Here is a 23,120-nt window from a genome sequence, read left to right as displayed (position 1 = left end):
CTCCTCCATCATGGTCGCAGGAATCACGCTGTCAAAATCCCTTCGCCGGTGTTTTCGACCTCACCAAGGGGCGGGGGCCGGCGGGGGGATCGCCGGAGGGCGGTCGTCGCAGGTGAGGGTGTTGGGCAGGAGCCAGGGGGCGAGCCAGCCGTCGTTGCCGCCGCCGTCCGTCAGCGCGAACTCCGAGCCGGACGGGGTGAAGTGGAAGGTGCCGCAGTTGTTCACGGGGACCGCGCCCACGTTGCGGGCGTCCACGTTCTCGAAGGCGGCCGAGCCGGCGGCGCGGGCGCTGAGCACCGAGGTGCCGGTGCCGTCCACCCGGACGTCCTTGAAGCGCAGGTTCGTGATGGAGTAGAGGTCCTTGACGGGCCAGTCGGCGACCAGCATGACGGCGTTGTAGGTGTTGTCCAGGTAGTGGTCGCCGGTCACCCGGATGTCGGCGTCGATGTTCCGCTCCAGGGCGTAGAACCAGATGGCGCCGAGGCCGATCTTCCAGTTCAGCTCGTACGTGCCGGCCCGCACGGTGGTGTTGCCGGTGATGTCCAGGCGGCCGGCGAACGGCTCGGCGCCGAAGCGGGAGCCGACCTGCAGGGCGCTGCCCTCGCGGACGGGGTCGGCGATCAGGTTGGCCGAGACCGTGTTGTCGGTGCCGCCGTAGATCGCGATGCCGTTGGCCAGCACCGGCGTCTGGACCGTGTTGTGGTCGAAGGTGTTGCGCGCGTCCGCTGTGCGCTCCGACCACATGGCCAGGCCGTCGTCGCCGGAGTTGCGGACGAAGTTGTCCGACACGACCGTGCCGGTGACGCCGGTGTGCAGGTTGAGCCCGTCGGCGATCTGGTCGGCGATCACGTTGCCGGTGACGCGGGTGCCGCTCATCGGGCCGTCGAACCAGAGGCCGACCTTGGTGTGGTGGATGTGCAGGCCCTCGATCGTGGAGTCGCTCATCGCGCCGCCGACGCCGTTGACCTGGTCGGTGTCCACGCGCTCGCGGACGTCGCCCTCGATGGCGAACCCGGACAGGTGCACGTTGCGGCTGCCGCCGTCCGCGGCGTCCCTGCCGTAGAAGCCGACGCCGGTGTGGACGGACCCGTCGGGCGCCGGGGCGTCCAGGGTGACCTCGCGGCCCTTGATGATCGTGTACCAGCTTCCGGCGCCGGTGATCGTCACGTCGTCCACGACGATGTGCCGGTTGACCTGGTACGTGCCGGGCGGGACGTACACCTTCAGGTGGGCGCGCCGGGCGAAGGCGACGGCCCGGTCGAAGGCGGCCGACGACTCGCGGCGCCCGGACGGGTCGGCGCCGAAGGCCAGCACGTCGGCCGCGACCGGCTCGATCCGCGGCGGGGCGACGAGTTCGGAGTCGAGCAGGTCGATGACCGTCCAGGCGGCTGCGGCGCTCGCCGTCAGCCGGATCCGGTCGCCCGCCCGGTACGTGCGCCCGAGCAGCAGGCGCTGCTCGTCGTAGAAGTGGCTGGGCCGGAACGGCTTGACGATCGCCGGGGCCGGGGTGGTGGCGCTGGGCACGCAGGAGCACTCGGTGATCCACCAGTCCGGGTGCAGCAGGTCGGCCCCGGGGTCGTTGGTGAAGGGGTACTGGTTGTACAGCCAGGAGTACTGCGAGGTCAGCGTCATGGTGGCCCGGTGGCGGCCGTTGACCGCGACGTCGAGCGGCGCGGTGATGCCGCCGCCCGCGGGCGCGTCGGGGATGCTGTAGCGGACCGTGATCGCGTTGGCCGCGGCCGGCAGGGTGAACTCGACGTGCCGGCCGGGCGTCAGCCGGACCGCCCGCCGCCCGGACGCCTCGGCGGGCAGCGTGTACGCGGTGCGGTCGGGGCCGATGACCGTGCCGTCCGTCGGGGCGTTCTCGGCCTCCTGCTCGGCGAAGCCGACGCGCGCGCCCCGGCCGGCGACCAGGGCCGGGTCGAGGGCGGCCCTGGTGACCGCGGGCGCATGTGCCGCTACGGCCTGCGCGGGGACGGCGAGCGAGGCGAGGGGGAGGCCGAGGGCCGCGGCGAGCACCGCCACGACCCTCCGGGATGTGCTCGTGCCTGACATCCGAAGCTCGATTCTCTCGGGGGGTGAGGTGACAGTAGGACCCCACGACCCCGCGACACAAGGCTCCTGCGAAGGAGTTTCGGAGCTTTGTTGTCGAGCTGCAAGCGTTTATCGGTTTCTTGCGACAGTCGTGCAAGTCGCTTGCGTCAGGGGAGCCAGCTCACCCGGCCGTGCAGGGCGGCGTACCCGACGAAGGCCACCACGTCGATCAGCGTGTGCGCGATCACCAGCGGCATCGCGCGCCCCCACCGCTGGTACAGCCGTCCGAACACCAGCCCCATGACCACGTTCCCGACGAACCCCCCGAACCCCTGATACAGGTGGTACGACCCCCGCAACACCGACGACACGGCCACCGCCCGCCACGGCCCCCAGCCCGCCTGGTCCAGCCGGTGCAGCAGGTAGCCGCTGACCAGCACCTCCTCCAGCACGCCGTTCTGCGCGGCGGCCAGCAGCAGCACCGGCACCCGCCACCACACCTCGGGCAACTGCCCCGGCACCACCGTCAGGTTGACGCCCAGCGCGTAGACCACCAGGTAGAAGGCCAGCCCCGTGCCGCCGATCGCGGCGGCGAGCAGCGCGCCGCGCAACGTGTCGCGGCCCGGCTCGCGCAGGTCCACCCCGATCGTCCGCAACGACTCGCCCGACCGCACCAGCAGGTACGCCACCAGCGCGACCGGCGCCACCGAGATCGCGATGTCCACGAGCTGCAACGTCAGGTCCAGCCACGGCCGCCCGGGGGCCAGCGAGCCGACCAGCACGGCCTGCTGCCCCTTCAGCTCCTTGGGCGCGGTCAGCGAGCCGATCAGCCGGACCAGCGACAACACCGCGCTGGCGCCGAGCGAGACCGACAGCACGACGAGGATCTCGGCTCTGATGAGCCTGGGGCCGAGGGCCGGACCGGGTGCGAGTGACTGGGTGTGCATGGGCCGCAGAGTAGCCGCCCAGCGCTCCGATCCGGATAAAGCACCCCTTGTCGGCGGGTCCCGGAGCTCGGTGGCCGAGCGGGCGGGACTTCCGCCGGCTCAAGCCGATGTCACACTTCCCGTCCCGGGTTCCTCTCAGAGGGCATGAACGACATGATTCTCGTCACCGGCGCCACCGGGACGTTCGGACGCCCGCTGGTCGAACTGCTCACCGCCCGAGGGGCCAAGGTGCGCGCCGTCACCCGTTCGGCGGCCGGGGTGCGCCTGCCCGCCGGAGCCGAGGCCGTCGAGGGCGACCCGGCCCGCCCCGAGACCCTCGCCGGCCACCTGGACGGCGTCACCGCCGTCTTCCTGCACCCGCGCGCCATCGGCGACGGGGCGCCCGGCCTGCTCGCCCGTGCCGCCGAGCGCGGGGCGCGGCGGGTGGTGGCCCTGTCGGCGATGAACGTCGACGAGCCCCTCGACGAGCAGCCCTCCCGCTTCCGCGGCGACCGGAACAAGGAGGCCGAGGCCGCCGCCGTGCACAGCGGCCTGGAGTGGACCAGCCTGCGCGCCGCCTCCTTCGCCGGCAACGCCCTCCAGGCGTGGGCCCCGCAGATCCGGGCCGGGGACGTCGTCCGGTACGTGCACGCGGGCTTCCAGGAGGTGCCGATCGACGAGCGGGACCTGGTCGAGATCGCCGCCAGGACGCTGCTCGGCGGGTACGCCGGACGCCGGCTCGAACTGACCGGGCCCGAGTCGCTGACCCACGCCGCGATGGTGGCCGTGCTCGGCGAGGCGATCGGCCGGCCGCTGCGCTTCGAGGAGATCCCGCCGGAGGCCGCCGAGCGGCGCCTGGTCGCGGGCGGCCTGCCGGAGCCGTTCGTCCAGGCCCTGCTGGCGCGCTACGCCAGGTACGCCACGCGCCCCCAGCACCCGGTCACCGGGGACGCGGCCGCGGTGCTCGGCCGCCCGCCCCGCACCTTCGGCGACTGGGCCGCCGCCCACGCCCCGGCCTTCGCCCGCCAGACCCACCCGGCCGACGACCGCTCGCCCGTCCATCAGCCCCTGGACGACCCGGCCGCGGGCCACGCGTCCGGGCTCGGCCCGCAGGGCTGACCAGCCGACACCGACCGGAGGATCCCGTGCCGCACTCCACCGCCTACGTCGTCACCGCGCTGGTGACGATCGCCTGCAACGCCTTCTCCGGGTTCGCCGCCATGACCCGGCTCGCCCCGGTGATGCGGTCGCTCGGCCCCGCGCTCGACCGGACCGGGGTGCCGCGGTCGTGGCTGGTCTGGCCGATCGGCACGCTGAAGGCGGCCGGCGCGGCCGGGCTGGCGCTCGGCCTGCTGGGCGTGCCCCTGGCCGGGACGGCGGCCGCGGCCGGGCTCGTCCTCTACTTCGTCTGCGCCCTCTACACCCACCTGCGCGTGGCCGACCGCTCGCCGCAGTTCTACCTGGCGATCGTGTTCCTCGCGCTCGCGGCCGCCACCCTGGCGCTGGATCCGGCGCTGGTGCTGCGGCCGTGAGCGGTCAGCCGCGCTCGGGGACGGCCATCTCGCCGAGCAGCGACCAGTCGTCCTGCGGGACGTTCGCGTTGACGATGCGCGGCGTCTCGGCCAGGTAGCCGGGCAGCACCTGCTGGGCCTGCTTGAAGTGCGCCGACCCCACGTGCGCCGCCCCGGCGGCGTCGTCGCGGAAGGCCTCGACGAGGACGTACTCGGCCGGGTCGTCGAGGCTGCGCGACCAGTCGAACCACAGGCAGCCCGGCTCGGCGCGGGTGGCCTCGGTGAACTCGGCCGAGATCTCCGGCCAGCGGCCGGCGTGCTCCGGCAGGACGCGGAACTTCGCGGTGATGAAGATCATGACGGGAACTCCCCGAGGTCGGCGGCGTTACGGCACGAGACTAGCCGCACACCGCCGCCCGGCCACGGCGGGGCACAGGCGCGTCGCGTCGCCACCTGGCCACGGCTGGCCTCACGCGCGTCGCGTCACCTGATCACGCCGCAGGCGGTGCGGCCGCCCGCGTCACCGGTCCTGTGGGTGGCCTCGTCGGGGCCGTTAGGGGCGTAGCGGGCGGGGATGTTGGCCAGGTTGTCGGGGAGCGCGTGCACGATGACCGCGCTGCCGTCGGCGTCGGTCAGCTCGCGCAGGCCGAACCGGTCGGTGACGACCGACGCGGCGCCCGACCCGTCCTTGCCGACCAGCAGCGGCGGCAGGTCGCCCGAGTGCCCGGCGTGGACGGCGCCGGCCAGGTCGAGGTGGCCGCCGGCGGTGAAGAAGGGGGAGACCTGGCCGGTCGCCGGATCGACGGCCTTGGGGTCGCACAGGCCCGTCGTGTGGATGTGGAAGCCGTGGAAGCCGGGCGTCAGGCCCTTGACCGAGACCGAGACGCGCGCCGTCCCGAACCCCTCGCGCAGGATGCTGAGCCGCCCGACCGCGACGCCGCTCGTGTCGCGGATGACCACGGGCCGCGGGTCGCCCGGGCGCGCGGCGGTGGCGTCGGCCACCGCGCTCACGCCGATGGCGGCGACCCCGGCGGCCAGCGCGAGGCAGAGCGCCAGATGTGTCCGGCCGAACGTCCGTGCCTTGGGCATGGCGGAACCGTCCCTCGTGAGGCGGAGATGTGCGGACTCATCGAGGGTACGGTCGCGCCGCGCCGCCTGTCGTATAGCTCTTGAGTCACCCGTCGGGGTTATGGACCGGGAGCCACGGGCGTTCTCCCGGCGCCCTGGTCGTCGAGGGCCGGCTCCCCGAGGCCGGGCTCGCCCGCGTCGGGACGGTACGCGTCCCGGTCGGGACGGGCGGGCGCGCAGGCGTCGCCGCAGCCGCCGAAGCGCCCGGTGTCGATCAGCGTGAACCGCGTGGCCGGCACGCCCTTCAGCGCCGCCCTCATCGTGTCGTTCCAGATCGGCCCCGGCAGCGAGGCCCCGGCCACGATGGCGAAGTGCCGGCCGCCGATCGTGGTGTTCACCAGCTTGTGCCGCTGCGAGCCGCGCGGGTCGCCGATGCTGACCGCGCCCGCCAGGTCCGGGGTGAACCCGGCGAACCACGCCGTGGCGTACCCGTCGGTGGTGCCGGTCTTGCCCGCCGCCGGGCGGCCGATGCCGCCGACGCGGCTCATCGTGCCCTTGGTGAACACGCCCGACAGGATGTGCGCGGTCGCGTCGGCGACGCCCGGATCGAGCGCCTGCCGGCACGACGGCCGGTACGAGGTCGGCCGGCCGGTGGCGGCATCGGTGATCTTGGTGATGGCCATCGGCGCGCAGTACCTGCCCCGGGCGGCGATGGCGGCGTACGCGGTGGCCACCGTCACCGGGTCGGTCTCGTTGATGCCGAGCGTGAACGTCTCGTACTCCTGGAGCTTGCGGCCGTCGGCGCGGGCGATGCCGAGCGACTTGGCCGTCTCCACCGTCCGGCACAGCCCCACCCGCTGCTCCAGCGCCATGAAGAAGGTGTTCACCGAGCCCCACGTGCCGGTCCGCAGCGTCTTGAAACCGGGGGAGCCCTCGTCGTTGGTGACCGTCCAGGACGGGTCGCCGACGCCGGCGCCGGCGCAGTTCTTGAAGGCGGCGGTGGAGGGGGCTTTGTAGCCGTTGCCCACGGTGATGCCGTCGTCCACCTTCATGCCCTGCTTGAGCGCCTCGACCAGGGTGAACGTCTTGAACGTCGAGCCCGCCTGGAAGCCGATCAGCCCGCCGTGCCGCGCGTCGGCCACCGCGTTGAAGGAGATCTGCTTCTTCCTGGCCGAGGAGCCGTAGCCGCGGCTGGCGGCCATGGCCCTGATCGCGCCGGTGCCGGGCTCGACCAGCGCCTCGGCGGCCAGGGCGTTGTCAGTGGCGGCGACGTGCTTCCTGATCGCCCGGTCGGCGGCGGCCTGGGCTTTCGGGTCGAGCGTGGTGTAGATCTTCAGGCCGCCCTGCGCGAAGGCGCGTTCCCTGGCCCGCCGCGTGCCGCCGAAGGCCGGGTTGGCCAGCAGCTCGTGCCGGACGTACTCGCAGAAGTAGGGATGGTCGCTGTCGCCGCAGCCGTTGGGCAGCCGGACGTCCTTGAACCCCAGCTTCCTCGCCTTGGCCGCGGCCGCCTGCTCCGGCGTGATCCTGCCCAGCTCGGCCATCCGGTCGAGCACCACGTTCCGCCGGGCCAGCAGCAGTGCGCGGGCCTTCCCGCCGCGGCTCGGGTCGGTCGTGTTCGGGTCCTGCACGGCGCCCGCCAGCGTGGCGGCCTGGGCCAGGTCCAGCCGGGACGCCGGGACGCCGAAGAACCGCCTGGCCGCGGCCTGCACGCCGTTGGCCCCCGCGCCGAAGTAGGCGATGTTGAGGTAGCGGCGCAGGATCTCGTCCTTGCCGTACTTCTGCTCGACGCCCATCGCGTAGCGCAGCTCCTTGAGCTTGCGGGCGTAGCTGGCCTCCAGGGCCTTGTTCTTGTCCTGCTCGGTGCCGGCCGCGTTGAGCAGCACCTGCTTGACGTACTGCTGGGTGATGCTGGAACCGCCCTGGCTGAGCCGGTCGGAGCTGAGGTTCTTGACCAGGGCGCGCAGCGTGCCCTCCAGGTCGATCGCGCCGTGCTGGTAGAACCGGTCGTCCTCGATGGCGACGACCGCCGTCCGCATCACCTCGGAGATCTGGTCCAGGCGGACGATCTCGCGGTTCTGGTCGTAGAAGCGGGCGATCACGTTGCCGCGGGCGTCGTACACGGTGGAGGTCTGCGCCAGGGGCGGCTCGGCCAGCGCCACCGGCTTGAGGTTCAGCTGCTCGGTGGCGGAGACGACCAGCGTGCCGGTGCCGCCGACGGCGGGCAGCGTGATCGCGGCCGTCAGCAACCCGGCCGACATCGCCGCGACCGTGAGCCGACCGACGTTCGACAGGCGATTGGGCATGCGGGAGCACCTCCGGGCGGGAACAGGACAAGCCCGGACATGACAGCACAGGACAAAAGGCGGCGTCCAAGACCGATATCGGCCATCGGGTGATATCGGGATCGATATCACGCCAGCGTACGGGCCACGCGCGACCCCCCGTCGCGCGTGGCCGTCCGGCGGCCGGAGAGCGGCCGGAGAGCGGTCGGAGAGCGGTCAGAGCAGGGACGGCGCGGCCGGCTGCACCTGGCTCTCGACGTGCTCCTTCAGCCGCATCAGATCCTGCCGCAGCTTGCGCGCGGGATGCGCGCCGAGCAGCCCGGCGATGGCGTGCCCGGCCGCCCCCGCGATGGGGTTGTAGCACAGGTGCACCTGGACGCGCGTCCGGCCGTCGGCCTGGGCGTCCACGCGCAGCACGCCGGTGTGGGCGATGAGCTCGCCGTCGCCGGACTTCCAGGCGATCTCCGCGCCCTCCTCGCGCTTGGTCTCGGTGGCCGTGAAGCGGATGCGCGTCCCGGCCGGGCCCCTGATCACCCAGTGGGAGCGCAGCTCGTCGGCCGACAGCCGGACCTCCTCGACGTCCGGCATGAAGCGCGGGAACAGCGAGTAGTCGCTCACCAGCGGCCACACGGCCGCCACCGGCGCCGCGATCGAGACGGCCGCGTTGACGTCGATCGCCTCGCGACCGGCGTTGACGCCGGTGAGGCGGCGCAGCGGCAGGTTCGTCGCCGCCCGCACGGCCAGCGCGGAGGCGGCGCAGCGGGTCAGCCAGGACAGCGGCTTCGGCAGCTTGCCGGTGACCGCCCAGATCGAGGCCGCCGCCCCGCCCGCGACCAGCCTGGCCGAGGGCGACCAGCGCTGCTGCAGCAGCTCCGGCACCGCCTTGCGGCGGCGGCCCTGACCCTGCAGCCGGGGCGCGTCGGTGCCGTCCCTGTGCACGTGCCAGGTGGTCTCCACCCGCTTGACGCCCGGGATGCGGCGCACCTTCTGGCGGGCGCGCTCGTCCTCGCCCGCGAGCACGTCGCCGGAGAGCGTCACGACGCGCTCGCGCACCTCGACCTCGACGGCGTGCGGGTGGCTGATGTGACGGCCCAGTTCGGCGCGTACGCGTTCGTGCAGGACGCGGTCGTCGGCGGTGCCGCCGGTCAGGCGGTACCTGGCCGCCGCGGCCGACCCGCGGCCCCTGTTGGACAGGTCGCGGCCGAGCACGCCCAGGCCGTCGCGCACCTCGTGGGTGGCGTGCGAGCCCTTGTCCCGCACGCGGGCGCGGCGCGTCCGGCCCCGGTCCGGATCCAGCAGGTACGTCACCGCGGCCCCGGCGCAGGCGCCGAGCACGGCCGCGACGAACGGGTGCGACCGTCCTCGCGACTCGGTGTGCACGATCTGGATGCGCCGCGGAGCCGGTTGCCGCGATTCCCCGTTGAAGGAGCTGATGCCCCGAAAAGCAGTCGTGCGCATGACCACAATCCCCCTCGCTCGCACTTCCCGCTGGCCGTGGCCTACCCCGCAGGTCACAGCGCTAACGGAGGGCGGTCCGGAGGCGTTGGTCGCCCGCGATACCGGGCAGAAAGCACGATAGGGGATTTAAGGGGAGTTCTGCCATGAAGAGCACGGCTCGCACCGCGACGCAGGCGTTCTGGATCGACGCCGGGCACGGCGGGACGCAGGAGCACTACGGCGAACAGCTACGCAGATGGCGGCACGCGTTCGCGGCCACGGGCGGGGAGCCGGGCGCGAGCGGCGTCACGCTGGACCCGCTGCACTTCGCGCTGGCCGCCTGGGAGGTCGCCACCCGCCCGGTCGCCGACTCGCCGTACGTGCGCACCCATCCCCGGGTCCTGGACGCGGCCTGCCACCGGGCCGAGGACGGCCGCGACCCGCTGGCCGTGGTCGAGCTCGCCGCGCCGCCGCCCGTCCCGCTGCCGGACGGCTGGTCGAGCTGGCGGCACCAGGGCGAGCAGCCGTACGCGGCCGGCGCGGAGGGCACGCCGACCGCCCTGAGCACGCTGGAGCTGCGCATCCCCCTGTCCGGAGACCGGCTGCCGACGCCCACCCGGCCGCGCGCCGAGGGCCTGCCCAACCTGGACGACGCCCAGGCGTCGCTGGAGGCGTTCGTCGGCGAGCTGAACGCGGCGGTGACCCCGTTCCTGCGCGAGCTGGAAGGCGCCGAGGGCGCCCCCCACACCGACGGCGCCACGCTGGTCCAGTGGCTGCGCACGCAGATCGAGGCCGACAAGGCCACCGCGGAGGCGGCCGGCGCCGGGCCCTGGCGCTACCTCACGGCCGCCGGCCCGGCCACCGCCCCGGTACGCCAGGGCGCGGGCGGCGCGCGGCGGCTGGAGTTCGGCGGCGGGCGGACGGTCACCCGCGTCGGCTTCCACGACGACGACCTGCTCCACCCGGTCGAGGCGATCCACATCGCCCTGCACGACCCGGCCGACGCGATCGCCCGCTGCGGCGCCGAACTGGCGTTGCTGAACGAGCACACCCCGCCGCTGTCGGCCGGGGACACCGGGGACGCCCTCTGCCCGGTGTGCGGCGAGGCCGCCGGCTCTCCCTGCCAGACGCTGCGCCACCTGGCCTACGGCTACCGCCTGCGCCCCGGCTGGCGGCCCGAATGGAGCCCCTCCCGCTGACCGCTCCCGGCTCCGGTGTCTACATGTAGTTGCCGTCGTTCTGGGCGCGGACGCCGTCGGGGCGGGGCAGGGCGCGGCCGGCGTGCAGGCCGAGCTGCTGCTGGCGGGCGGCGGCCTGCTGGAGCTGGAGCCCGGCCTGGATGCCCTGGAAGACGCCCTCCAGCCAGCCCACGAGCTGCCCCTGCATGACCCGGATCTCCATCTCCGTCGGCGTCCCGCCGTTCGGGGTTGGCCGCAGGCGCTCCAGCTCGTCGCGCAGCTCGGGCGCGACCGCCCCGGCGACCTCCCGGATGGCCTGCTCGTAGATGCGGTGCATGCGCTCCCTGGCGCGCTCCTCCAGGTGCACCCCCTTGGCCTCCTCCAGCAGGCTGCGGGCCATCGCGCTCACGCGGAGCAGCCGGGCGGGCTCCTCGACGCTCTCGATGTCCGTCCTCACGGCATCGCGCAGGGTGTGCTCGCGCTGCTCGTCCCCCGATGCTGGATGCGGCGTCGTCGTCATGTCCTCAGTCCTCGTTCACGCAGGTGAGCGGCTCGCTACCGCCAGCAACAGCTCTTCCCGCCGCCCCGCCGTTCACTCGTGGGAGCGGCCGGAATCCTGGGTAGGGGTCACCCTCATGAACCGGCGAGACGACGATCCCGAGGACGAGTTCTTCGCTCCGGTGCTGCGCGAGCCGCCGCCCCCGGACGAGATCAGCCCCTCAGGCGTGGTGAGCGACACCGGCGTGCCCGGCGTGCACGGCGGCGGCGAGGGGCACTGGCCGCGCAAGCCGCCGCCGTCGAACGCGCTCGGCCTGCGCCTGCTGGCCGCCGCGCTGCTGCTGCTCGCCGGGGTCGTGCTGGCGGTGCTCGCGGTGCTGGCCGGACACCTGCCGCTGGCGCTGCCGCCGGCGATCCTGGCGGTGGCCGCCGCCGCGTACCTGGTGATGTTCGCGCGGCGGCGCGCCCGCGACGACGGCGGCCCGCCCACCTTCGGCTAGCGCGACGCCGGGGCGACCACCTGGGGTTTCGGTCCTTCTGTGGGGGTACACGCCCGCTGAGGGGAAGAGGAGCCGAGATGTCTCTCATCGACCGTGACTGTGTCCGCAGGCTGCTGGAGTCGGAGCACGCCGACGCGACGCTCGTGTTCGTCCGGGGCGACTGCGTCGTGCTGCGGGCCGCGGAGATCGACGACGCCCATCGGGGGCTGGTGATAGCCAGCCGCGAGGACGTCATGGCCCAGCTCCCCGACGGCGCCGCGACGGACGGGCAGGCCCTCGACGACCTCGCCGTGCGGCTGGACAACGTGGTGCGCGACCTCGGCGCCTGACCGCGGGCGCGGCCGCATGTCCTGAATCTGCAAGCCGCCACGTCCACCTGGGGAAAGACGGTGTCGGCCCGGCCGGGATTCACTGCCGGGAACACGACACGAAAGGGGCCGTTCAGATGCCCGACAACCCCACCGGCGAGTTCTGGAAGGACCTGCGGCCGATCGAGAACTCCTTCCGGCCGGACGCGCTGCCCGAGGTGTACCTGTCCAAGGTGGCCACCGACGACGACCGGTACTACGTGCCGTTCACCGAGACCGTCGGCTCCCGGCCGCTGTGGATCAACGTCAAGGACAACAGCTGGGCCGACATCCTGCGGGCCAAGGAGGCCGGGCTGGTCAACCGGCACTACCACCCGCACGAGGTGTTCGCGTACACGATCTCCGGTAAGTGGGGCTACCTGGAACGCCCCTGGACGGCCACCGCGGGCGACTTCGTCTACGAGGCCCCGGGCGAGGGCCACACGCTGGTCGCCTACGACAGCGGCGAGCCGATGAAGACGTTCTTCATCGTCAAGGGCCCGCTCGTCTGGCTGGACGAGAACGGCGACCCCGACGGCTTCTTCGACGTGCACGACTACATCAAGATGTGCCGCGAGCACTACGAGAAGGTCGGCATCGGCGCCGACTACGTCAACTCCCTGTTCCGCTGATCGCCGCCCCGTCGCATCCCCCGAAATGAGAGCGTCATGACCGACCTCGCGGCCGCGCCGGACACCAGGGCCGCCGACCGGTACGAGAACCGCCTTCTCATCCTCTTCCTGTCCTTCGGCTTCGTCTTCTTCGACCGGCAGGCGCTGTCGTTCCTGGCGCCGTACATGGACCAGGACTTCGGCCTGTCCAACGCCGAGCTGGGCACGCTGTCCGGCGTGCTCGCGCTCACCTGGGCGCTGGCCGGGATGTTCGCCGGCCGCCTGTCCGACGCGCTCGGCAGGCGCAAGCCCATCCTGGTCGTGGCCGTGGTGCTGTTCTCGCTGTTCTCGGCCTCGTCCGGGCTGATGGGCGGGTTCGCCGGGCTGCTGGCCGCCCGCGCGCTGATGGGCACGGCCGAGGGCGCCGTGCTGCCGATGGCGCAGTCGCTCATGGTCGAGGCCAGCCGGGAACGCCGCAGGGGCTTCAACATGGGCCTGTTGCAGGGCTCGTCGGCCGGGCTGCTCGGCGGCATCCTCGCGCCGCTGGTCGTGGTGTGGATCGCCGAGACCTACGACTGGCGGGTCGCCTTCTACGTCACGATCGTGCCGGGCCTGGTGATGGCGCTGCTGATCGCCAAGTTCGTCCGCGAGCGGTCGCCGCGGGCGGCGGCCGCGGCGCCCGCCAAGGAGCCGCGGGTGCCGCTGGGCGAGGTGCTGAAGCTGCGCAACATCGTCGTCTGCATGCTCATCGCCTGCTGTTACCTGACCTGGTTCGTCACCATCATCACCTTCACGCCGACGTACCTGACCCAGGTGAAGGGCTTCGGGCCGGGCACGATGAGCGGCGTCATGACGTGCCTGGGCGTGGCCTGGGTGCTCTGGGGCTTCGCCACCCCGGCCATCTCCGACCGGCTGGGACGCAAGCCCGCGCTGATCGGCTTCACCGCGCTCGCGGTGTTCTGCCCGCTGGCCGTGGTCTACGTCGAGAGCCCCGTGCTGCTCGGCGCGATCATGATCGTCACCTACACCGGGCTCGGCTGCTTCACGCTGTTCATGGCCACCATCCCGGCCGAGACCGTGCCGCGCGGCGCGCTGGCCACCGCGCTCGGCGTGATCATGGGCGTGGGCGAGCTGGCGGGCGGCTTCCTGGGCCCGATGGTCGCCGGTTGGGCGTCCGACCAGTGGGGGTTGCAGGCCGCGATGTTCATCGCGGCCGGCGGCGCGCTGGTCGTGTTGGGGCTCGCCTTCGCCCTGAAGGAGACGGCCCCCGCCGTGCTGCGCAGGGCGGCCGCGTGAGGGCCGCGGTCTGGCACGGGGCGAAGGACGTGCGGGTCGAGGACGTCCCCGTGCGCGAGCCCGGCCCCGGTGAGGCGGCGATCGCGGTGGCGTACTGCGGGATCTGCGGCAGCGACCTGCACGAGTACGCCGACGGCCCGCACGCGATCCCCATGGGCGAGCCGCATCCGGAGTCCGGCGTGCGCGCGCCGATCGTCCTCGGCCACGAGTTCTGCGGCACGGTCACCGGCCTCGGCGCGGGCGTGACCGGCCTGGCCGTGGGCGACCGGGTCGCGGTGGAGCCGCACTACCGGTGCGGGAACTGCCCGCGCTGCCTGGCGGGGGAGTACAACATCTGCCGCCATTTCGGGTTCGCCGGGCTGATGGGGCACGGCGGGCTCGCCGAACGGGCGACGGTCCCCGCATACATGCTGCACCGGCTGCCCGAGTCGGTGCCGCTGGAGCAGGCGGCGGTGTTCGAGCCCGCGGCCGTGGCCCTGCACGCGGTGCGGCGGGCCGGGATCCGCGCCGGGGACACCGTCGCGGTCCTCGGGCTCGGCCCGATCGGGCTGCTCGTGGCCCGCTTCGCGGCGCGGGCCGGCGCGGGTCGCGTGGTGGCCGCCGATCGCTCGCCCGCCCGCCTGGAGCTGGCCCGCCGCCTCGGCGTCGAGACGGCGACGGGCGACGGGCTGGCCGCGGCGGTCGGCGGGGAGGGCGCGGACGTCGTCTTCGAGGCCGTCGGCTCGGAGGGCACGCTGCGCGCCTGCCTGGCCGCCACCAGACGCGGCGGCCGGGTGGTGTTCCTCGGGCTGACCGGCACGGTCTCCCTCGACGCCTTCGCCCTGGTCAACAACGAGCAGACGATCGTGACCAGCGTCGGCTACCGCGACGCCTACCCGGAGCTGATCCGCATGGTCGCCCAGGAGGGCGTGGACCTGGCCGCGATCGTCACCGCGACCATCCCGCTGGAGCACGTGGTCCGCGACGGGTTCGAGGCGCTGCTGCGCGGCGAGGACCAGGTCAAGGTGCTGGTACGACCCGCTCAGGACGGGGGGCGGCTCCGGTGACCGACGGACTCGCCCCAGGGCTGTTCGCCGGGCGGCACGCGTTCGTGACCGGCGGCACGTCCGGCATCGGCGCGGCGACCGCCGTGCTCCTCGCCGAGCTGGGCGCCGCCGTGACCGCGCTGGGCCTGCCGCCCGCCGACCCGGCCGAACTGCCCGCGCACCCGCTGGTCCGGGTGGTGGAGCACGACGTGCTCGACCGGGGCGGCCTGGCCCGCCTGCTGTCGGCCGGCGGCCCGCTCGACGCGCTGGTCAACTGCGCGGGCGTCAGCCACGACCGCGAGGAGTACGACCTGGCCCGCTGGCAGCGCGTCATCGAGGTCAACCTGACCGCCACCATGGTCGCCTGCCAGGCCGCCCGCCCGGCGCTGGCCGAGCACGGCGGCGCGATCGTGAACGTCTCCTCCATGTTCGCCTTCTCCGGCAGCCGGGACCGGCCCGCCTACAGCGCCAGCAAGGGCGGCGTCTCCCAGCTCACGAAGTCGCTGGCGGCCGAGTACGCCGCCGACGGCATCAGGGTCAACGCCGTCGCCCCCGGCTTCGTGGTCACCCCGCTGGCCCGGGGCGTGCTCGACGACCCGCCGGCCCTGGCCCAGGTGCTGGCCCGCATCCCCGGCGGGCGGCTGGGCAGGCCGCGCGAGGTCGCCTCGGTGGTGGCGTTCCTGTGCTCGCCGGCCGCGTCGTACGTCACCGGGGCGGTCGTCCCCGTGGACGGAGGCTATCTGGCTGTGTGACATCTCACCTAAGCTGTGTGTCCCCTGACCGGCACGAACGCGAGGAGGGTCGCCTTGTCCGCCGTCTCCGTGATCTCCCAGGCCACGACCGAGCACGTCGAACCCGCCGAGCGCATCCATTTCTGGGAGGACTACAACCGCAGGGCGCTGGTGGGCCTGTCGTGCACGTCGTACTCCGAGCACGGCCTGCTGGCCAGGCAGACCAACATCGAGCTGGCCGGGCTGCGGCTGGCCGAGATCGCCGGGAACGCCCACGCGATCGAGCGCAGCCCGCAGACCGTCAGGTCCACGCCGAAGGACTCGGTGTTCGCGACCCTGCTGCTCAAGGGCGAGGCGGTGTTCCTGCACGAGAACGGCTGCCTGGCCGCCACGGCGGGCGAGCTGGTCGTCTACGACACGCGCCGGCCGTACCTGTTCGGGTTCTCCTCCTCGATGCGGCAGATCCTGGTGGACGTCCCGCGCGAGCTGTTCGCGCAGGCGTGCGTGGCGGGCGGGCTGCCGGGGCCGATGGTGTTCGGCAGGGCGACGGCGCGGGAGGGCGTGCTCGTGGCCGCGCTGCGCTCGATGATCGGCGGCCTGGCCGCCCTGCGCTCCGCGCCCGACCCGGCCGAGGCCGAGCGGGCCGTGCTCGACCTGCTCAGGCAGCTCGCCGAGGAGCGCACGGGCGGGCGTCCCGGGCCGGACGCCTACCGGTCGCAGCTCATCGTGGCCGAGGACTACATCGACCGGCACCTGCACGACCCCTGCCTGGGGGCGGCGCAGGTGGCCGGGGTCATGGGCATCTCCGTGCGGCACCTGGCGCGCATCTTCGAGTCCACCGGCCGCACGCCCGCCCGGCACATCGTGGAGCGGCGGCTGGTCCGGGCGCACGCCGAGCTGACCGGGCCGCGCGCGCTGGAGACCACGATCGCCGACGTGGCCCACCGCTGGGGCTTCTCCAGCCAGGCCCACTTCGCCCGCCTCTTCCGCGCCCGGTACGGCCTGACCCCGAGCGAGGCCCGCGCCGAGGCCACCCGGTAGCCGGAAGGCCCGCCAGGGAGCCGGCCGGCAGCCGGGAGGCCCGTCAGGGGAGCCGGCCGGTGTGCGCGAGGTCGGCCTCCATGCGCGCGGCCGTCCGCCTGAGCTCGGGCAGCACGTCGCGCAGCAGGTGGTCGCGGCTGGCCCGGCCGGCGTGCGTGGCCACGTTGACCGCCGCCACCACGCGTCCGTCCGGCCCGCGCACGGGGACGGCGATCGACCGCACGCCCTCCTCCAGCTCCTGGTCCACCAGCGCGTAGCCGTCGGCGGCGGCCTGCCGCACGGCCGCGGCCAGCCCGTCCGGCGAGGTGATCGTGTGCCGGGACAGCGGCTTCGGCTCGATGGCGGCCACCCGCGCGGCGGGCTGCCCGGCCAGCAGCACCCGGCCCATGGACGTGGCGTACGCCGGGAAGCGGGTGCCGACCGTGATGTCCACGCTCATGATGCTGACCGTGGGCACCCGGGCCACGTAGAGCACGTCGTCGCCGGACAGCACCGCGACCGACGCCGACTCGCGGACGCGCGCCACCAGGTCGGCCAGGTGCGGCTGGACCACCTCGCCGAACGTACGCCCCGACAGGTGGGCGTAGCCCAGTTCGAGCACCTTGGGCAGCAGCACGTGGCGGTCGCCCACGGCGGCGGCGTAGCCGAGGCCCTGCAGGCTCTGCACCGCGCGCCGGACGGTGGCCCGGGGCAGGCCGGTCACCCTGGCGGACTCGGCCAGCGTGCAGCCGCCGCGCGCCGACCCGAGCGAGACCAGCACGGCCAGGCCGCGGGCGAGCGACTGCAGATAGCCCATGCCCAGCTCCTCCTTGACGGCCCGCGAACCGTCCAGCCCGGCGGGCGCGCGGCGCGGCTCCCGGGGGCGGGCGGCCTGGGCCGCCAGGACGGCCTCCATGTCCGCCACCGTCGCGCGCAACCGGGGGAGGGCGTGCTCGCGCAGCCCCGCCACCGTGTGCCTGCTGGTGTGGCTGACCACGCTGACCGCGCAGACCGCCGTGCCGCCGGGGTCGCGGACGGGCAGCGCGACCGCGATCAGCCCCGGCTCGATGAGCTGGTCGTCCTCGGCCCACGGCGCGGCGGGGTCGAGCAGGGCCAGCCCGGCCGCGCACCGCCCGGCGGGCAGCAGGTCGCCCACCCGGAAGGCCACCGACATCGTCCGCCGCCGGGTGAACTGGCCGACGAAGCGCACGCCGTCGCCGTCGGGCACGGCCAGCGAGACCGACTCCTCCAGCTCGGCGGCCAGCCGCTCGGCCAGGGGTGACAGGCTCTCCTGGAGGCCGTCGCAGGCCAGGTAGGCCGCGCCCAGCGCCATCAGCGGCGGCGCGAGCAGCACGTCGCGGCCCTCGGCCCGCAGGTGGCCGAGGTGCACGAGCGTGGCCAGCACGCGGTCGACCGTGGACCTGGCCAGCCCGGTGGCGCGGACGAGGTCGGTCGCGCGCATGGGCCGCCCGGGGTCGGCGGCCAGCACGCGCAGCACGGCCAGGCCGCGCTCCAGGGTCCCGGCCGGTTCCATCGGCGACTCCTCGTCCAGGTGGGGGCTTTGACAGGAACGCCCCGGTTACAGATACTCGAACCCATAATAGTGAACTAAAGTTCGCAGAGCGAACACCTTCGGGCGGGCACTCGGCGGACATCCTCGGCTGAACGGAGCGTCGTGCGGAGAGACAAGGTGGTCGCGACGGCCGCGGAGGCGCTGGCCGGCGTGCGGGACGGCGCGTCGTTCGCGGTCGGCGGCTTCGGGCTCAGCGGCATCCCCAACGTGCTGATCCAGGCCCTCTACGACACCGGCGTGACCGGCATCGGCGTCGTGTCCAACAACTGCGGCGTCGACGGCGGCGGCCTCGGCATCCTGCTGGCCGCCGGGCGCATCGCCCGCGTGACCGCCTCCTACATCGGCGACAACAAGGAGTTCGCCCGGCAGTACCTCGGCGGTGACCTGGAGGTCGAGCTGACCCCGCAGGGCAGCCTGGCCGAGCGGCTGCGGGCCGGCGGCAGCGGCATCCCCGCCTTCTACACCCCGGCCGGGGTCGGCACCCCCGTCGCCGACGGCGGCCTGCCGCTGCGCCACCACCCCGACGGCACCGTCGCCGTCGCCTCGCCGCCGAAGGAGGTGCGCGAGTTCGACGGCCGGGAGTACGTCCTGGAGCACGGCATCCGCACCGACTTCGCGCTGGTCCGGGCGGCCAGGGGCGACCGGTCCGGCAACCTGGTCTTCCACCGCGCCGCCAGGAACTTCAACCCGCTGGCCGCCATGGCCGGGCGCGTCACCGTCGCCGAGGTCGAGGAGCTGGCCGAGCACATCGACCCCGACGAGGTCCACCTGCCCGGCGTGTTCGTGCAACGCGTGCTCCCGCTCACCCCCGAGCAGGCCGCCGACAAGGGCATCGAGAAGAGGACGGTCACCGAATGAGCTGGACCCGTGACCAGATGGTCGCGCGGGCGGCGGCCGAGCTGCGCGACGGCGACTACGTCAACCTCGGCATCGGCCTGCCCACCCGCATCCCGTCGTTCCTGCCGCCGGGCGTCGACGTGGTCCTCCACTCCGAGAACGGCATCCTCGGCGTCGGCCCGTACCCCGCGCCCGCCGACGTCGACCCCGACCTGATCAACGCGGGCAAGGAGACGGTCACCGTGCTCCCCGGCGCGTCGTTCTTCGACTCCTCGCTGTCGTTCGGCATGATCCGAGGGGGTCACATCGACGTGGCCGTGCTCGGCGCGATGCAGGTCTCGGCCCGCGGCGACCTGGCCAACTGGATGGTCCCCGGCAAGCTGGTCAAGGGCATGGGCGGGGCCATGGACCTGGTGCACGGGGCGCGCAAGGTCATCGTGATCATGGAACACAACGCCAAGGACGGCTCACCCAAGATCGTCGAGGAGTGCTCGCTGCCGCTGACGGGCCGGCGATGCGTGCACCGGATCATCACCGACCTCGGCGTCCTCGACGTCACCGAGCAGGGGCTGGCCCTGGTCGAGAGCGCGCCGGGCGTGGGCCTGGACGAGCTGCGCAACCGTACCGACGCGGAGGTCACCGCATGAAGGACGTCTACATCGTCGACGCCGTCCGCACGCCGTTCGGCCGCCACGGCGGCGCGCTGGCCAAGGTGCGCCCCGACGACCTGGCCGCGCACGTCGTCGCGGCGCTGGTCGAGCGGACCGGCCAGGAGAGCGCCGACGAGGTGCTCCTGGGCAACGCCAACGGCGCGGGCGAGGAGAACCGCAACGTCGCCCGCATGGCCGCGCTGCTGGCCGGGCTGCCGGTCACCACGCCCGGCGCCACCGTCAACCGGCTGTGCGGCTCCGGCATGGAGGCGATCATCCAGGCGTACCGGGCCATCGCGGTCGGCGACGCCTCGGCGGTGATCGCGGGCGGCGTGGAGTCGATGACCCGCGCGCCCTGGGTGCTGCCCAAGCCCGACCGCGCCTTCCCGGCGGGCGGCGGGGAGCTGGTCTCCACGACGCTCGGCTGGCGGCTGGTCAACCCGAGGATGCCCGCCGAGCACACGGTCGCGCTCGGCGAGGGCGCCGAGCTGATCGCCGACAAGCACGGCATCACCCGCGAGGAGCAGGACGCGTACGCGCTGGGCAGCCACCGGAAGGCGGCCAAGGCGGCCCTCGACCGCGAGATCGTCCCGATCGCCGGCCTGACCAGGGACGAGGGCATCCGCGACGACACCTCGGCCGAGGCGCTGGCCCGGCTCAAGCCGGTGTTCAGAAGGGACGGCGGCACGGTTACGGCCGGCAACTCCTCCCCGCTGAACGACGGCGCGGCGGCGCTGCTGCTGACCGACGAGGAGGGGCTGCGCGGCCGCGAGCCGCTGGCCCGCCTCACCGCGAGCGCCGTCAGCGCGCTGGAGCCGCGCTACTTCGGGCTCGGCCCGGTCGAGGCCGTGCGCAAGGCGCTGGCCAAGGCCGGCAAGGGCTTCGGCGACCTGTCGACCGTCGAGCTGAACGAGGCGTTCGCCGCGCAGGTGCTGGGCTGCCTGGCCGAGCTGCCCGAGCTCGACCCCGCCCTGGTCAACCCCGACGGCGGCGCGATCGCGATCGGCCACCCGCTCGGCGCCTCCGGGGCCCGCGTCACCGGCGCCGTGGCCCACCGGCTGGCCGCGGCCGGCTCGGGCGTCGGGCTCGCCTCCCTCTGCATCGGCGTCGGCCAGGGGCTGGCCGTCGTACTCGAAAGGTAGCGTCCATGTCCGAACCCCTCACGCAGGCCGACATCGACCGCGAGATCGCCGCGCTGAGCGAGTCCCGCGGCGAGCGGCCCGCCGACCACCCCGCGCGCGACTACGCCCCCTACCGCAGCACCCTGCTGCGCCACCCCAAGCAGCCGCTGGTCGCGCTGAAGGACCCGGAGGCGAGCGAGCTGTCCGGCCCGGTGTTCGGCGTCACGGACGTGACCGCCCTCGACTCCGACCTGACCCGGCAGCACCTCGGCGAGCCGCTGGGCGAGCGGATCACCGTGACCGGCCGGGTGCTCGACCGCCAGGGCCGGCCCGTGCGCGGCCAGCTCGTGGAGATCTGGCAGGCCAACTCCGCCGGGCGTTACCTGCACCAGCGCGACGACCACCCCGCGCCGCTCGACCCCAACTTCTCCGGCGTCGGCCGCTGCCTGACCGACGACGACGGCCGCTACCACTTCACCACGATCAAGCCCGGCCCCTACCCCTGGCGCAACCACGTCAACGCCTGGCGGCCCGCGCACATCCACTTCTCGCTGTTCGGCACGGCCTTCGCCCAGCGGCTGGTGACTCAGATGTACTTCCCCGGCGACCCGCTGTTCCCCTACGACCCGATCCTGCAGTCGGTCACCGACGACGGCGCCCGGCAGCGGCTGGTCTCCACCTACGCGCACGACCTGTCCAAGCCCGAGTGGTCGCTGGGCTACCGGTGGGACATCGTGCTCGACGGGCCCGCCGCGACCTGGATGGAGGAAGGCCGATGAACCCCACCCCCTCGCAGACGGTCGGCCCGTTCTACGGCTACGCGCTGCCCTTCCCCGGCGGCGGCGACCTGGCCACCGGCGGCATCACCGTGCACGGCCGCGTCTACGACGGCGCCGGCGACCCGATCCCCGACGCGCTGCTGGAGTTCTGGCAGGCCGACCCCACGGGCGACCTGTCGGGCGCGCCCGGCTCGCTGCGCCGCGACCCGGTCAACGGCGCGGTCATCGGCCGGCACGGCGTCGACTTCACCGGGTTCGGCCGCGTCCCCACCGACGCCGACGGCCACTGGACGCTGCGCACGGTCGAGCCGGGCAACGGGTACATCAGCGTGTGCGTGTTCGCCCGCGGCCTGCTCCACCACCTGTTCACCCGCATCTACCTGCGGCCCGACGCCTTCCTCGACTCGCTCCCGCCCGACCGGGCGCGCACGCTGGTCGCGGTCGAGGAGCGGGAGGGCGTCCACCGCTTCGACATCCATCTTCAGGGCGAGAAGGAGACGGTCTTCCTTGACTTCGGCTGACCCCGGCGGCGGGAACCCGGGCGCGTCCTCCGTGGGCGCCCTGGGCGACTTCGGGCTGCTCGCGCCCATGCGCGGCGGGGCCGAGGCGACCGGCGACGTGGCGGTCCTGCAGGCCATGCTCGACGCGGAGGCCGCGCTCACCCGGGTGCTGGCCGCGCTCGGGCGCGCGCCGCGGGAGGCGGCCGACGCCGTGACCGCCGCGGCCCGCGCCGAGCTGTTCGACCCGGCCGGCCTGGCCGCGCGGGCCCGTTCGGGCGGCAATCCGGTCATCCCGCTGGTGGACGACCTGCGCGCGGCCGCCGGGCCGTACGCGGAGCACGTGCACGCGGGCGCGACCAGCCAGGACATCCTCGACACCGCGCTCATGCTGGTCGCCCGCCGGGCGCTCGGGCCGGTCCTGGACGACCTCGACCGGGTGGCCGCCGGGCTGGCCACGCTGGCGTGGGACCATCGCGACACCGTCATGGCCGCCCGCACGCTCACCCAGCAGGCCGTGCCCACCACGTTCGGGCTCAAGGCGGCGGGCTGGCGGAAGCTGGCGCTCGACGCCCGCGACCGCCTCCGAGCCGCCCGCGAGGCCCTGCCCGCCCAGCTCGGCGGCCCCGCCGGCACCCTCGACCGGTTCACCGCCCCTGACCCGGACGACGGAGGTGCAGGGGCGCTGGAGGTGGCCGGCCGGTTCGCCGCCGAGCTGGGGCTGGCCGCGCCCACGCTGCCCTGGCACGTGCTGCGCACCCCCGTCGCCGACCTGGCCGGGGCGCTGGCGTTCACCGCGGGCGCGCTGGGCAAGCCGGCCGCCGACGTGCTGGTGATGTCGCGGACCGAGATCGGCGAGGTGTCCGAGGGCGTCGGCGGCGGCTCGTCGTCGATGTCGCACAAGCACAACCCCGTGCGGGCCACGATGATCGCCGCGGCGGCCCGCCAGGTGCCCGCCCTGGCCGCCGTCCTGTACGCCTCGCTCGCCGCCGAGGACGAGCGCCCGCCCGGCGCCTGGCACGCCGAATGGCAGCCGCTGCGCGAGGCGCTGCGCCTGGTCGCCGGCGCCGCCCGCGACGCCGCGGAACTGGTCGCCGGCCTGCGGGTCGATCCCGGGCGCATGCGCGCCGCCCTGACCGTCGCCGGACCGCCCGGCGCCGCCGCCGCCCTGGTCAAGCGGGCGCTGGAGGAGAAGTGAC

At 74.1% G+C, this 23,120-nt stretch carries 24 protein-coding genes; 16 read left to right on the top strand and 8 right to left on the bottom strand.

What is annotated here, in order from left to right:
- Positions 1 to 60: 60 nt before the first annotated feature.
- Positions 61 to 2,025: a glycosyl hydrolase family 28-related protein gene (locus ACIBK9_RS20950; protein ID WP_397160370.1), complete on the bottom strand. Its 1,965-nt coding sequence runs from the start codon at positions 2,023 to 2,025 to the stop codon at positions 61 to 63.
- A 176-nt stretch (positions 2,026 to 2,201) separates the two neighbouring features.
- Positions 2,202 to 2,981, bottom strand: coding sequence for a CPBP family intramembrane glutamic endopeptidase (locus ACIBK9_RS20945; RefSeq protein ID WP_358292488.1), 780 nt, complete (start codon positions 2,979 to 2,981; stop codon positions 2,202 to 2,204).
- A 144-nt stretch (positions 2,982 to 3,125) separates the two neighbouring features.
- Between ACIBK9_RS20945 and ACIBK9_RS20940 the strand changes: the two genes are divergently transcribed.
- A complete protein-coding gene (locus ACIBK9_RS20940) occupies positions 3,126 to 4,079 on the top strand; it encodes an NAD(P)H-binding protein (RefSeq protein ID WP_397160367.1) in 954 nt (317 codons plus the stop codon).
- 26 nt (positions 4,080 to 4,105) lie between these two features.
- Entirely contained in the window at positions 4,106 to 4,492 is a 387-nt protein-coding gene (locus ACIBK9_RS20935) for a DoxX family protein (RefSeq protein WP_397160365.1), read from the top strand.
- 4 nt (positions 4,493 to 4,496) lie between these two features.
- On the opposite strand, the gene ACIBK9_RS20930 is transcribed toward ACIBK9_RS20935, so the two are convergent.
- From ACIBK9_RS20930 to ACIBK9_RS20915, 4 genes are all read right to left on the bottom strand, one after another.
- Positions 4,497 to 4,829, bottom strand: coding sequence for a putative quinol monooxygenase (locus tag ACIBK9_RS20930; protein ID WP_358292493.1), 333 nt, complete (start codon positions 4,827 to 4,829; stop codon positions 4,497 to 4,499).
- A gap of 125 nt (positions 4,830 to 4,954) precedes the next feature.
- The gene (locus tag ACIBK9_RS20925) at positions 4,955 to 5,560 is read right to left on the bottom strand and encodes a superoxide dismutase family protein (RefSeq protein ID WP_397160363.1); all 606 of its coding nucleotides are present in this window, start codon (positions 5,558 to 5,560) and stop codon (positions 4,955 to 4,957) included.
- Positions 5,561 to 5,658: 98 nt separating this feature from the next.
- On the bottom strand, positions 5,659 to 7,842 hold the full coding sequence (locus ACIBK9_RS20920; protein ID WP_397160361.1) for a transglycosylase domain-containing protein: 2,184 nt from the start codon (positions 7,840 to 7,842) through the stop codon (positions 5,659 to 5,661).
- Positions 7,843 to 8,037: 195 nt separating this feature from the next.
- Positions 8,038 to 9,279 (bottom strand): SRPBCC family protein, encoded by a 1,242-nt coding sequence (locus tag ACIBK9_RS20915; protein WP_397160359.1) that lies wholly within the window; start codon positions 9,277 to 9,279, stop codon positions 8,038 to 8,040.
- A gap of 143 nt (positions 9,280 to 9,422) precedes the next feature.
- Between ACIBK9_RS20915 and ACIBK9_RS20910 the strand changes: the two genes are divergently transcribed.
- Complete coding sequence (locus ACIBK9_RS20910) at positions 9,423 to 10,457, top strand: DUF6221 family protein (RefSeq protein WP_397160357.1); 1,035 nt, start codon at positions 9,423 to 9,425, stop codon at positions 10,455 to 10,457.
- A 19-nt stretch (positions 10,458 to 10,476) separates the two neighbouring features.
- Here the strand turns inward: ACIBK9_RS20910 and ACIBK9_RS20905 are convergent, their stop codons facing one another.
- Positions 10,477 to 10,956, bottom strand: a complete 480-nt coding sequence (locus tag ACIBK9_RS20905; RefSeq protein ID WP_397160355.1) for a proteasome activator — start codon at positions 10,954 to 10,956, stop codon at positions 10,477 to 10,479.
- 115 nt (positions 10,957 to 11,071) lie between these two features.
- Between ACIBK9_RS20905 and ACIBK9_RS20900 the strand changes: the two genes are divergently transcribed.
- The 7 genes from ACIBK9_RS20900 (at position 11,072) to ACIBK9_RS20870 (ending at position 16,485) form a co-directional block, all read left to right on the top strand.
- Positions 11,072 to 11,434 carry a hypothetical protein gene (locus ACIBK9_RS20900; RefSeq protein ID WP_397160353.1) on the top strand — a complete coding sequence of 121 codons (363 nt, stop codon included), beginning with the start codon at positions 11,072 to 11,074 and terminating at the stop codon, positions 11,432 to 11,434.
- A gap of 77 nt (positions 11,435 to 11,511) precedes the next feature.
- On the top strand, positions 11,512 to 11,763 hold the full coding sequence (locus tag ACIBK9_RS20895) for a hypothetical protein (protein WP_352352674.1): 252 nt from the start codon (positions 11,512 to 11,514) through the stop codon (positions 11,761 to 11,763).
- A gap of 116 nt (positions 11,764 to 11,879) precedes the next feature.
- On the top strand, positions 11,880 to 12,413 hold the full coding sequence (locus tag ACIBK9_RS20890; RefSeq protein WP_352324601.1) for a 2,4'-dihydroxyacetophenone dioxygenase family protein: 534 nt from the start codon (positions 11,880 to 11,882) through the stop codon (positions 12,411 to 12,413).
- Positions 12,414 to 12,449: 36 nt separating this feature from the next.
- Entirely contained in the window at positions 12,450 to 13,688 is a 1,239-nt protein-coding gene (locus ACIBK9_RS20885; RefSeq protein WP_397160350.1) for an MFS transporter, read from the top strand.
- Positions 13,685 to 14,734: a 2,3-butanediol dehydrogenase gene (locus ACIBK9_RS20880; RefSeq protein WP_397160348.1), complete on the top strand. Its 1,050-nt coding sequence runs from the start codon at positions 13,685 to 13,687 to the stop codon at positions 14,732 to 14,734. Before ACIBK9_RS20885 ends, ACIBK9_RS20880 begins: the two co-directional genes overlap by 4 nt.
- Positions 14,731 to 15,465: an SDR family NAD(P)-dependent oxidoreductase gene (locus ACIBK9_RS20875; protein WP_397160346.1), complete on the top strand. Its 735-nt coding sequence runs from the start codon at positions 14,731 to 14,733 to the stop codon at positions 15,463 to 15,465. The genes ACIBK9_RS20880 and ACIBK9_RS20875 overlap by 4 nt, the downstream gene beginning before the upstream one ends.
- A 54-nt stretch (positions 15,466 to 15,519) precedes the next feature.
- Positions 15,520 to 16,485: a helix-turn-helix domain-containing protein gene (locus ACIBK9_RS20870; protein WP_387672993.1), complete on the top strand. Its 966-nt coding sequence runs from the start codon at positions 15,520 to 15,522 to the stop codon at positions 16,483 to 16,485.
- Between the two features lie 43 nt (positions 16,486 to 16,528).
- Here the strand turns inward: ACIBK9_RS20870 and ACIBK9_RS20865 are convergent, their stop codons facing one another.
- Positions 16,529 to 17,998, bottom strand: a complete 1,470-nt coding sequence (locus ACIBK9_RS20865; protein ID WP_397160343.1) for an IclR family transcriptional regulator C-terminal domain-containing protein — start codon at positions 17,996 to 17,998, stop codon at positions 16,529 to 16,531.
- A gap of 141 nt (positions 17,999 to 18,139) precedes the next feature.
- On the opposite strand from ACIBK9_RS20865, the gene ACIBK9_RS20860 reads away from it, so the two are divergent.
- From ACIBK9_RS20860 to pcaB, 6 genes are read left to right on the top strand one after another with little or no spacing between them, the layout of a single operon-like run.
- Positions 18,140 to 18,895: a CoA transferase subunit A gene (locus ACIBK9_RS20860; protein WP_387672999.1), complete on the top strand. Its 756-nt coding sequence runs from the start codon at positions 18,140 to 18,142 to the stop codon at positions 18,893 to 18,895.
- Positions 18,892 to 19,521 carry a CoA transferase subunit B gene (locus ACIBK9_RS20855; RefSeq protein WP_352328076.1) on the top strand — a complete coding sequence of 210 codons (630 nt, stop codon included), beginning with the start codon at positions 18,892 to 18,894 and terminating at the stop codon, positions 19,519 to 19,521. The genes ACIBK9_RS20860 and ACIBK9_RS20855 overlap by 4 nt, the downstream gene beginning before the upstream one ends.
- Positions 19,518 to 20,666: a thiolase family protein gene (locus ACIBK9_RS20850; RefSeq protein ID WP_397160341.1), complete on the top strand. Its 1,149-nt coding sequence runs from the start codon at positions 19,518 to 19,520 to the stop codon at positions 20,664 to 20,666. The genes ACIBK9_RS20855 and ACIBK9_RS20850 overlap by 4 nt, the downstream gene beginning before the upstream one ends.
- Before the next feature lie 5 nt (positions 20,667 to 20,671).
- Positions 20,672 to 21,424: a protocatechuate 3,4-dioxygenase subunit beta gene (pcaH, locus tag ACIBK9_RS20845; protein ID WP_397160339.1), complete on the top strand. Its 753-nt coding sequence runs from the start codon at positions 20,672 to 20,674 to the stop codon at positions 21,422 to 21,424.
- Positions 21,421 to 21,945, top strand: coding sequence for a protocatechuate 3,4-dioxygenase subunit alpha (gene pcaG, locus ACIBK9_RS20840; protein ID WP_358292527.1), 525 nt, complete (start codon positions 21,421 to 21,423; stop codon positions 21,943 to 21,945). The genes pcaH and pcaG overlap by 4 nt, the downstream gene beginning before the upstream one ends.
- Positions 21,932 to 23,119, top strand: coding sequence for a 3-carboxy-cis,cis-muconate cycloisomerase (gene pcaB, locus ACIBK9_RS20835; RefSeq protein WP_397160336.1), 1,188 nt, complete (start codon positions 21,932 to 21,934; stop codon positions 23,117 to 23,119). Before pcaG ends, pcaB begins: the two co-directional genes overlap by 14 nt.
- Position 23,120: the final 1 nt, after the last annotated feature.

It is taken from the genome of Nonomuraea sp. NPDC050227 (assembly GCF_044459705.1).
In the GTDB taxonomy this organism is placed as follows: domain Bacteria; phylum Actinomycetota; class Actinomycetes; order Streptosporangiales; family Streptosporangiaceae; genus Nonomuraea.
This window is presented reverse-complemented; position numbering and strand designations above follow the sequence as displayed.

Bases quoted from the DNA above. Each gene is read 5' to 3' on its own strand.
- ACIBK9_RS20920 (WP_397160361.1), bottom strand. From the start codon at position 7,842: ATGCCCAATCGCCTGTCGAACGTCGGTCGGCTCACGGTCGCGGCGATG.
- ACIBK9_RS20895 (WP_352352674.1), top strand. From the start codon at position 11,512: ATGTCTCTCATCGACCGTGACTGTGTCCGCAGGCTGCTGGAGTCGGAG.
- pcaG (WP_358292527.1), top strand. From the start codon at position 21,421: ATGAACCCCACCCCCTCGCAGACGGTCGGCCCGTTCTACGGCTACGCG.
- ACIBK9_RS20940 (WP_397160367.1), top strand. From the start codon at position 3,126: ATGAACGACATGATTCTCGTCACCGGCGCCACCGGGACGTTCGGACGC.
- ACIBK9_RS20945 (WP_358292488.1), bottom strand. From the start codon at position 2,981: ATGCACACCCAGTCACTCGCACCCGGTCCGGCCCTCGGCCCCAGGCTC.
- ACIBK9_RS20850 (WP_397160341.1), top strand. From the start codon at position 19,518: ATGAAGGACGTCTACATCGTCGACGCCGTCCGCACGCCGTTCGGCCGC.
- ACIBK9_RS20915 (WP_397160359.1), bottom strand. From the start codon at position 9,279: ATGCGCACGACTGCTTTTCGGGGCATCAGCTCCTTCAACGGGGAATCG.
- ACIBK9_RS20890 (WP_352324601.1), top strand. From the start codon at position 11,880: ATGCCCGACAACCCCACCGGCGAGTTCTGGAAGGACCTGCGGCCGATC.
- pcaH (WP_397160339.1), top strand. From the start codon at position 20,672: ATGTCCGAACCCCTCACGCAGGCCGACATCGACCGCGAGATCGCCGCG.
- ACIBK9_RS20930 (WP_358292493.1), bottom strand. From the start codon at position 4,829: ATGATCTTCATCACCGCGAAGTTCCGCGTCCTGCCGGAGCACGCCGGC.
- ACIBK9_RS20925 (WP_397160363.1), bottom strand. From the start codon at position 5,560: ATGCCCAAGGCACGGACGTTCGGCCGGACACATCTGGCGCTCTGCCTC.
- ACIBK9_RS20900 (WP_397160353.1), top strand. From the start codon at position 11,072: ATGAACCGGCGAGACGACGATCCCGAGGACGAGTTCTTCGCTCCGGTG.
- ACIBK9_RS20885 (WP_397160350.1), top strand. From the start codon at position 12,450: ATGACCGACCTCGCGGCCGCGCCGGACACCAGGGCCGCCGACCGGTAC.
- ACIBK9_RS20865 (WP_397160343.1), bottom strand. From the start codon at position 17,998: ATGGAACCGGCCGGGACCCTGGAGCGCGGCCTGGCCGTGCTGCGCGTG.
- ACIBK9_RS20855 (WP_352328076.1), top strand. From the start codon at position 18,892: ATGAGCTGGACCCGTGACCAGATGGTCGCGCGGGCGGCGGCCGAGCTG.
- ACIBK9_RS20905 (WP_397160355.1), bottom strand. From the start codon at position 10,956: ATGACGACGACGCCGCATCCAGCATCGGGGGACGAGCAGCGCGAGCAC.
- ACIBK9_RS20910 (WP_397160357.1), top strand. From the start codon at position 9,423: ATGAAGAGCACGGCTCGCACCGCGACGCAGGCGTTCTGGATCGACGCC.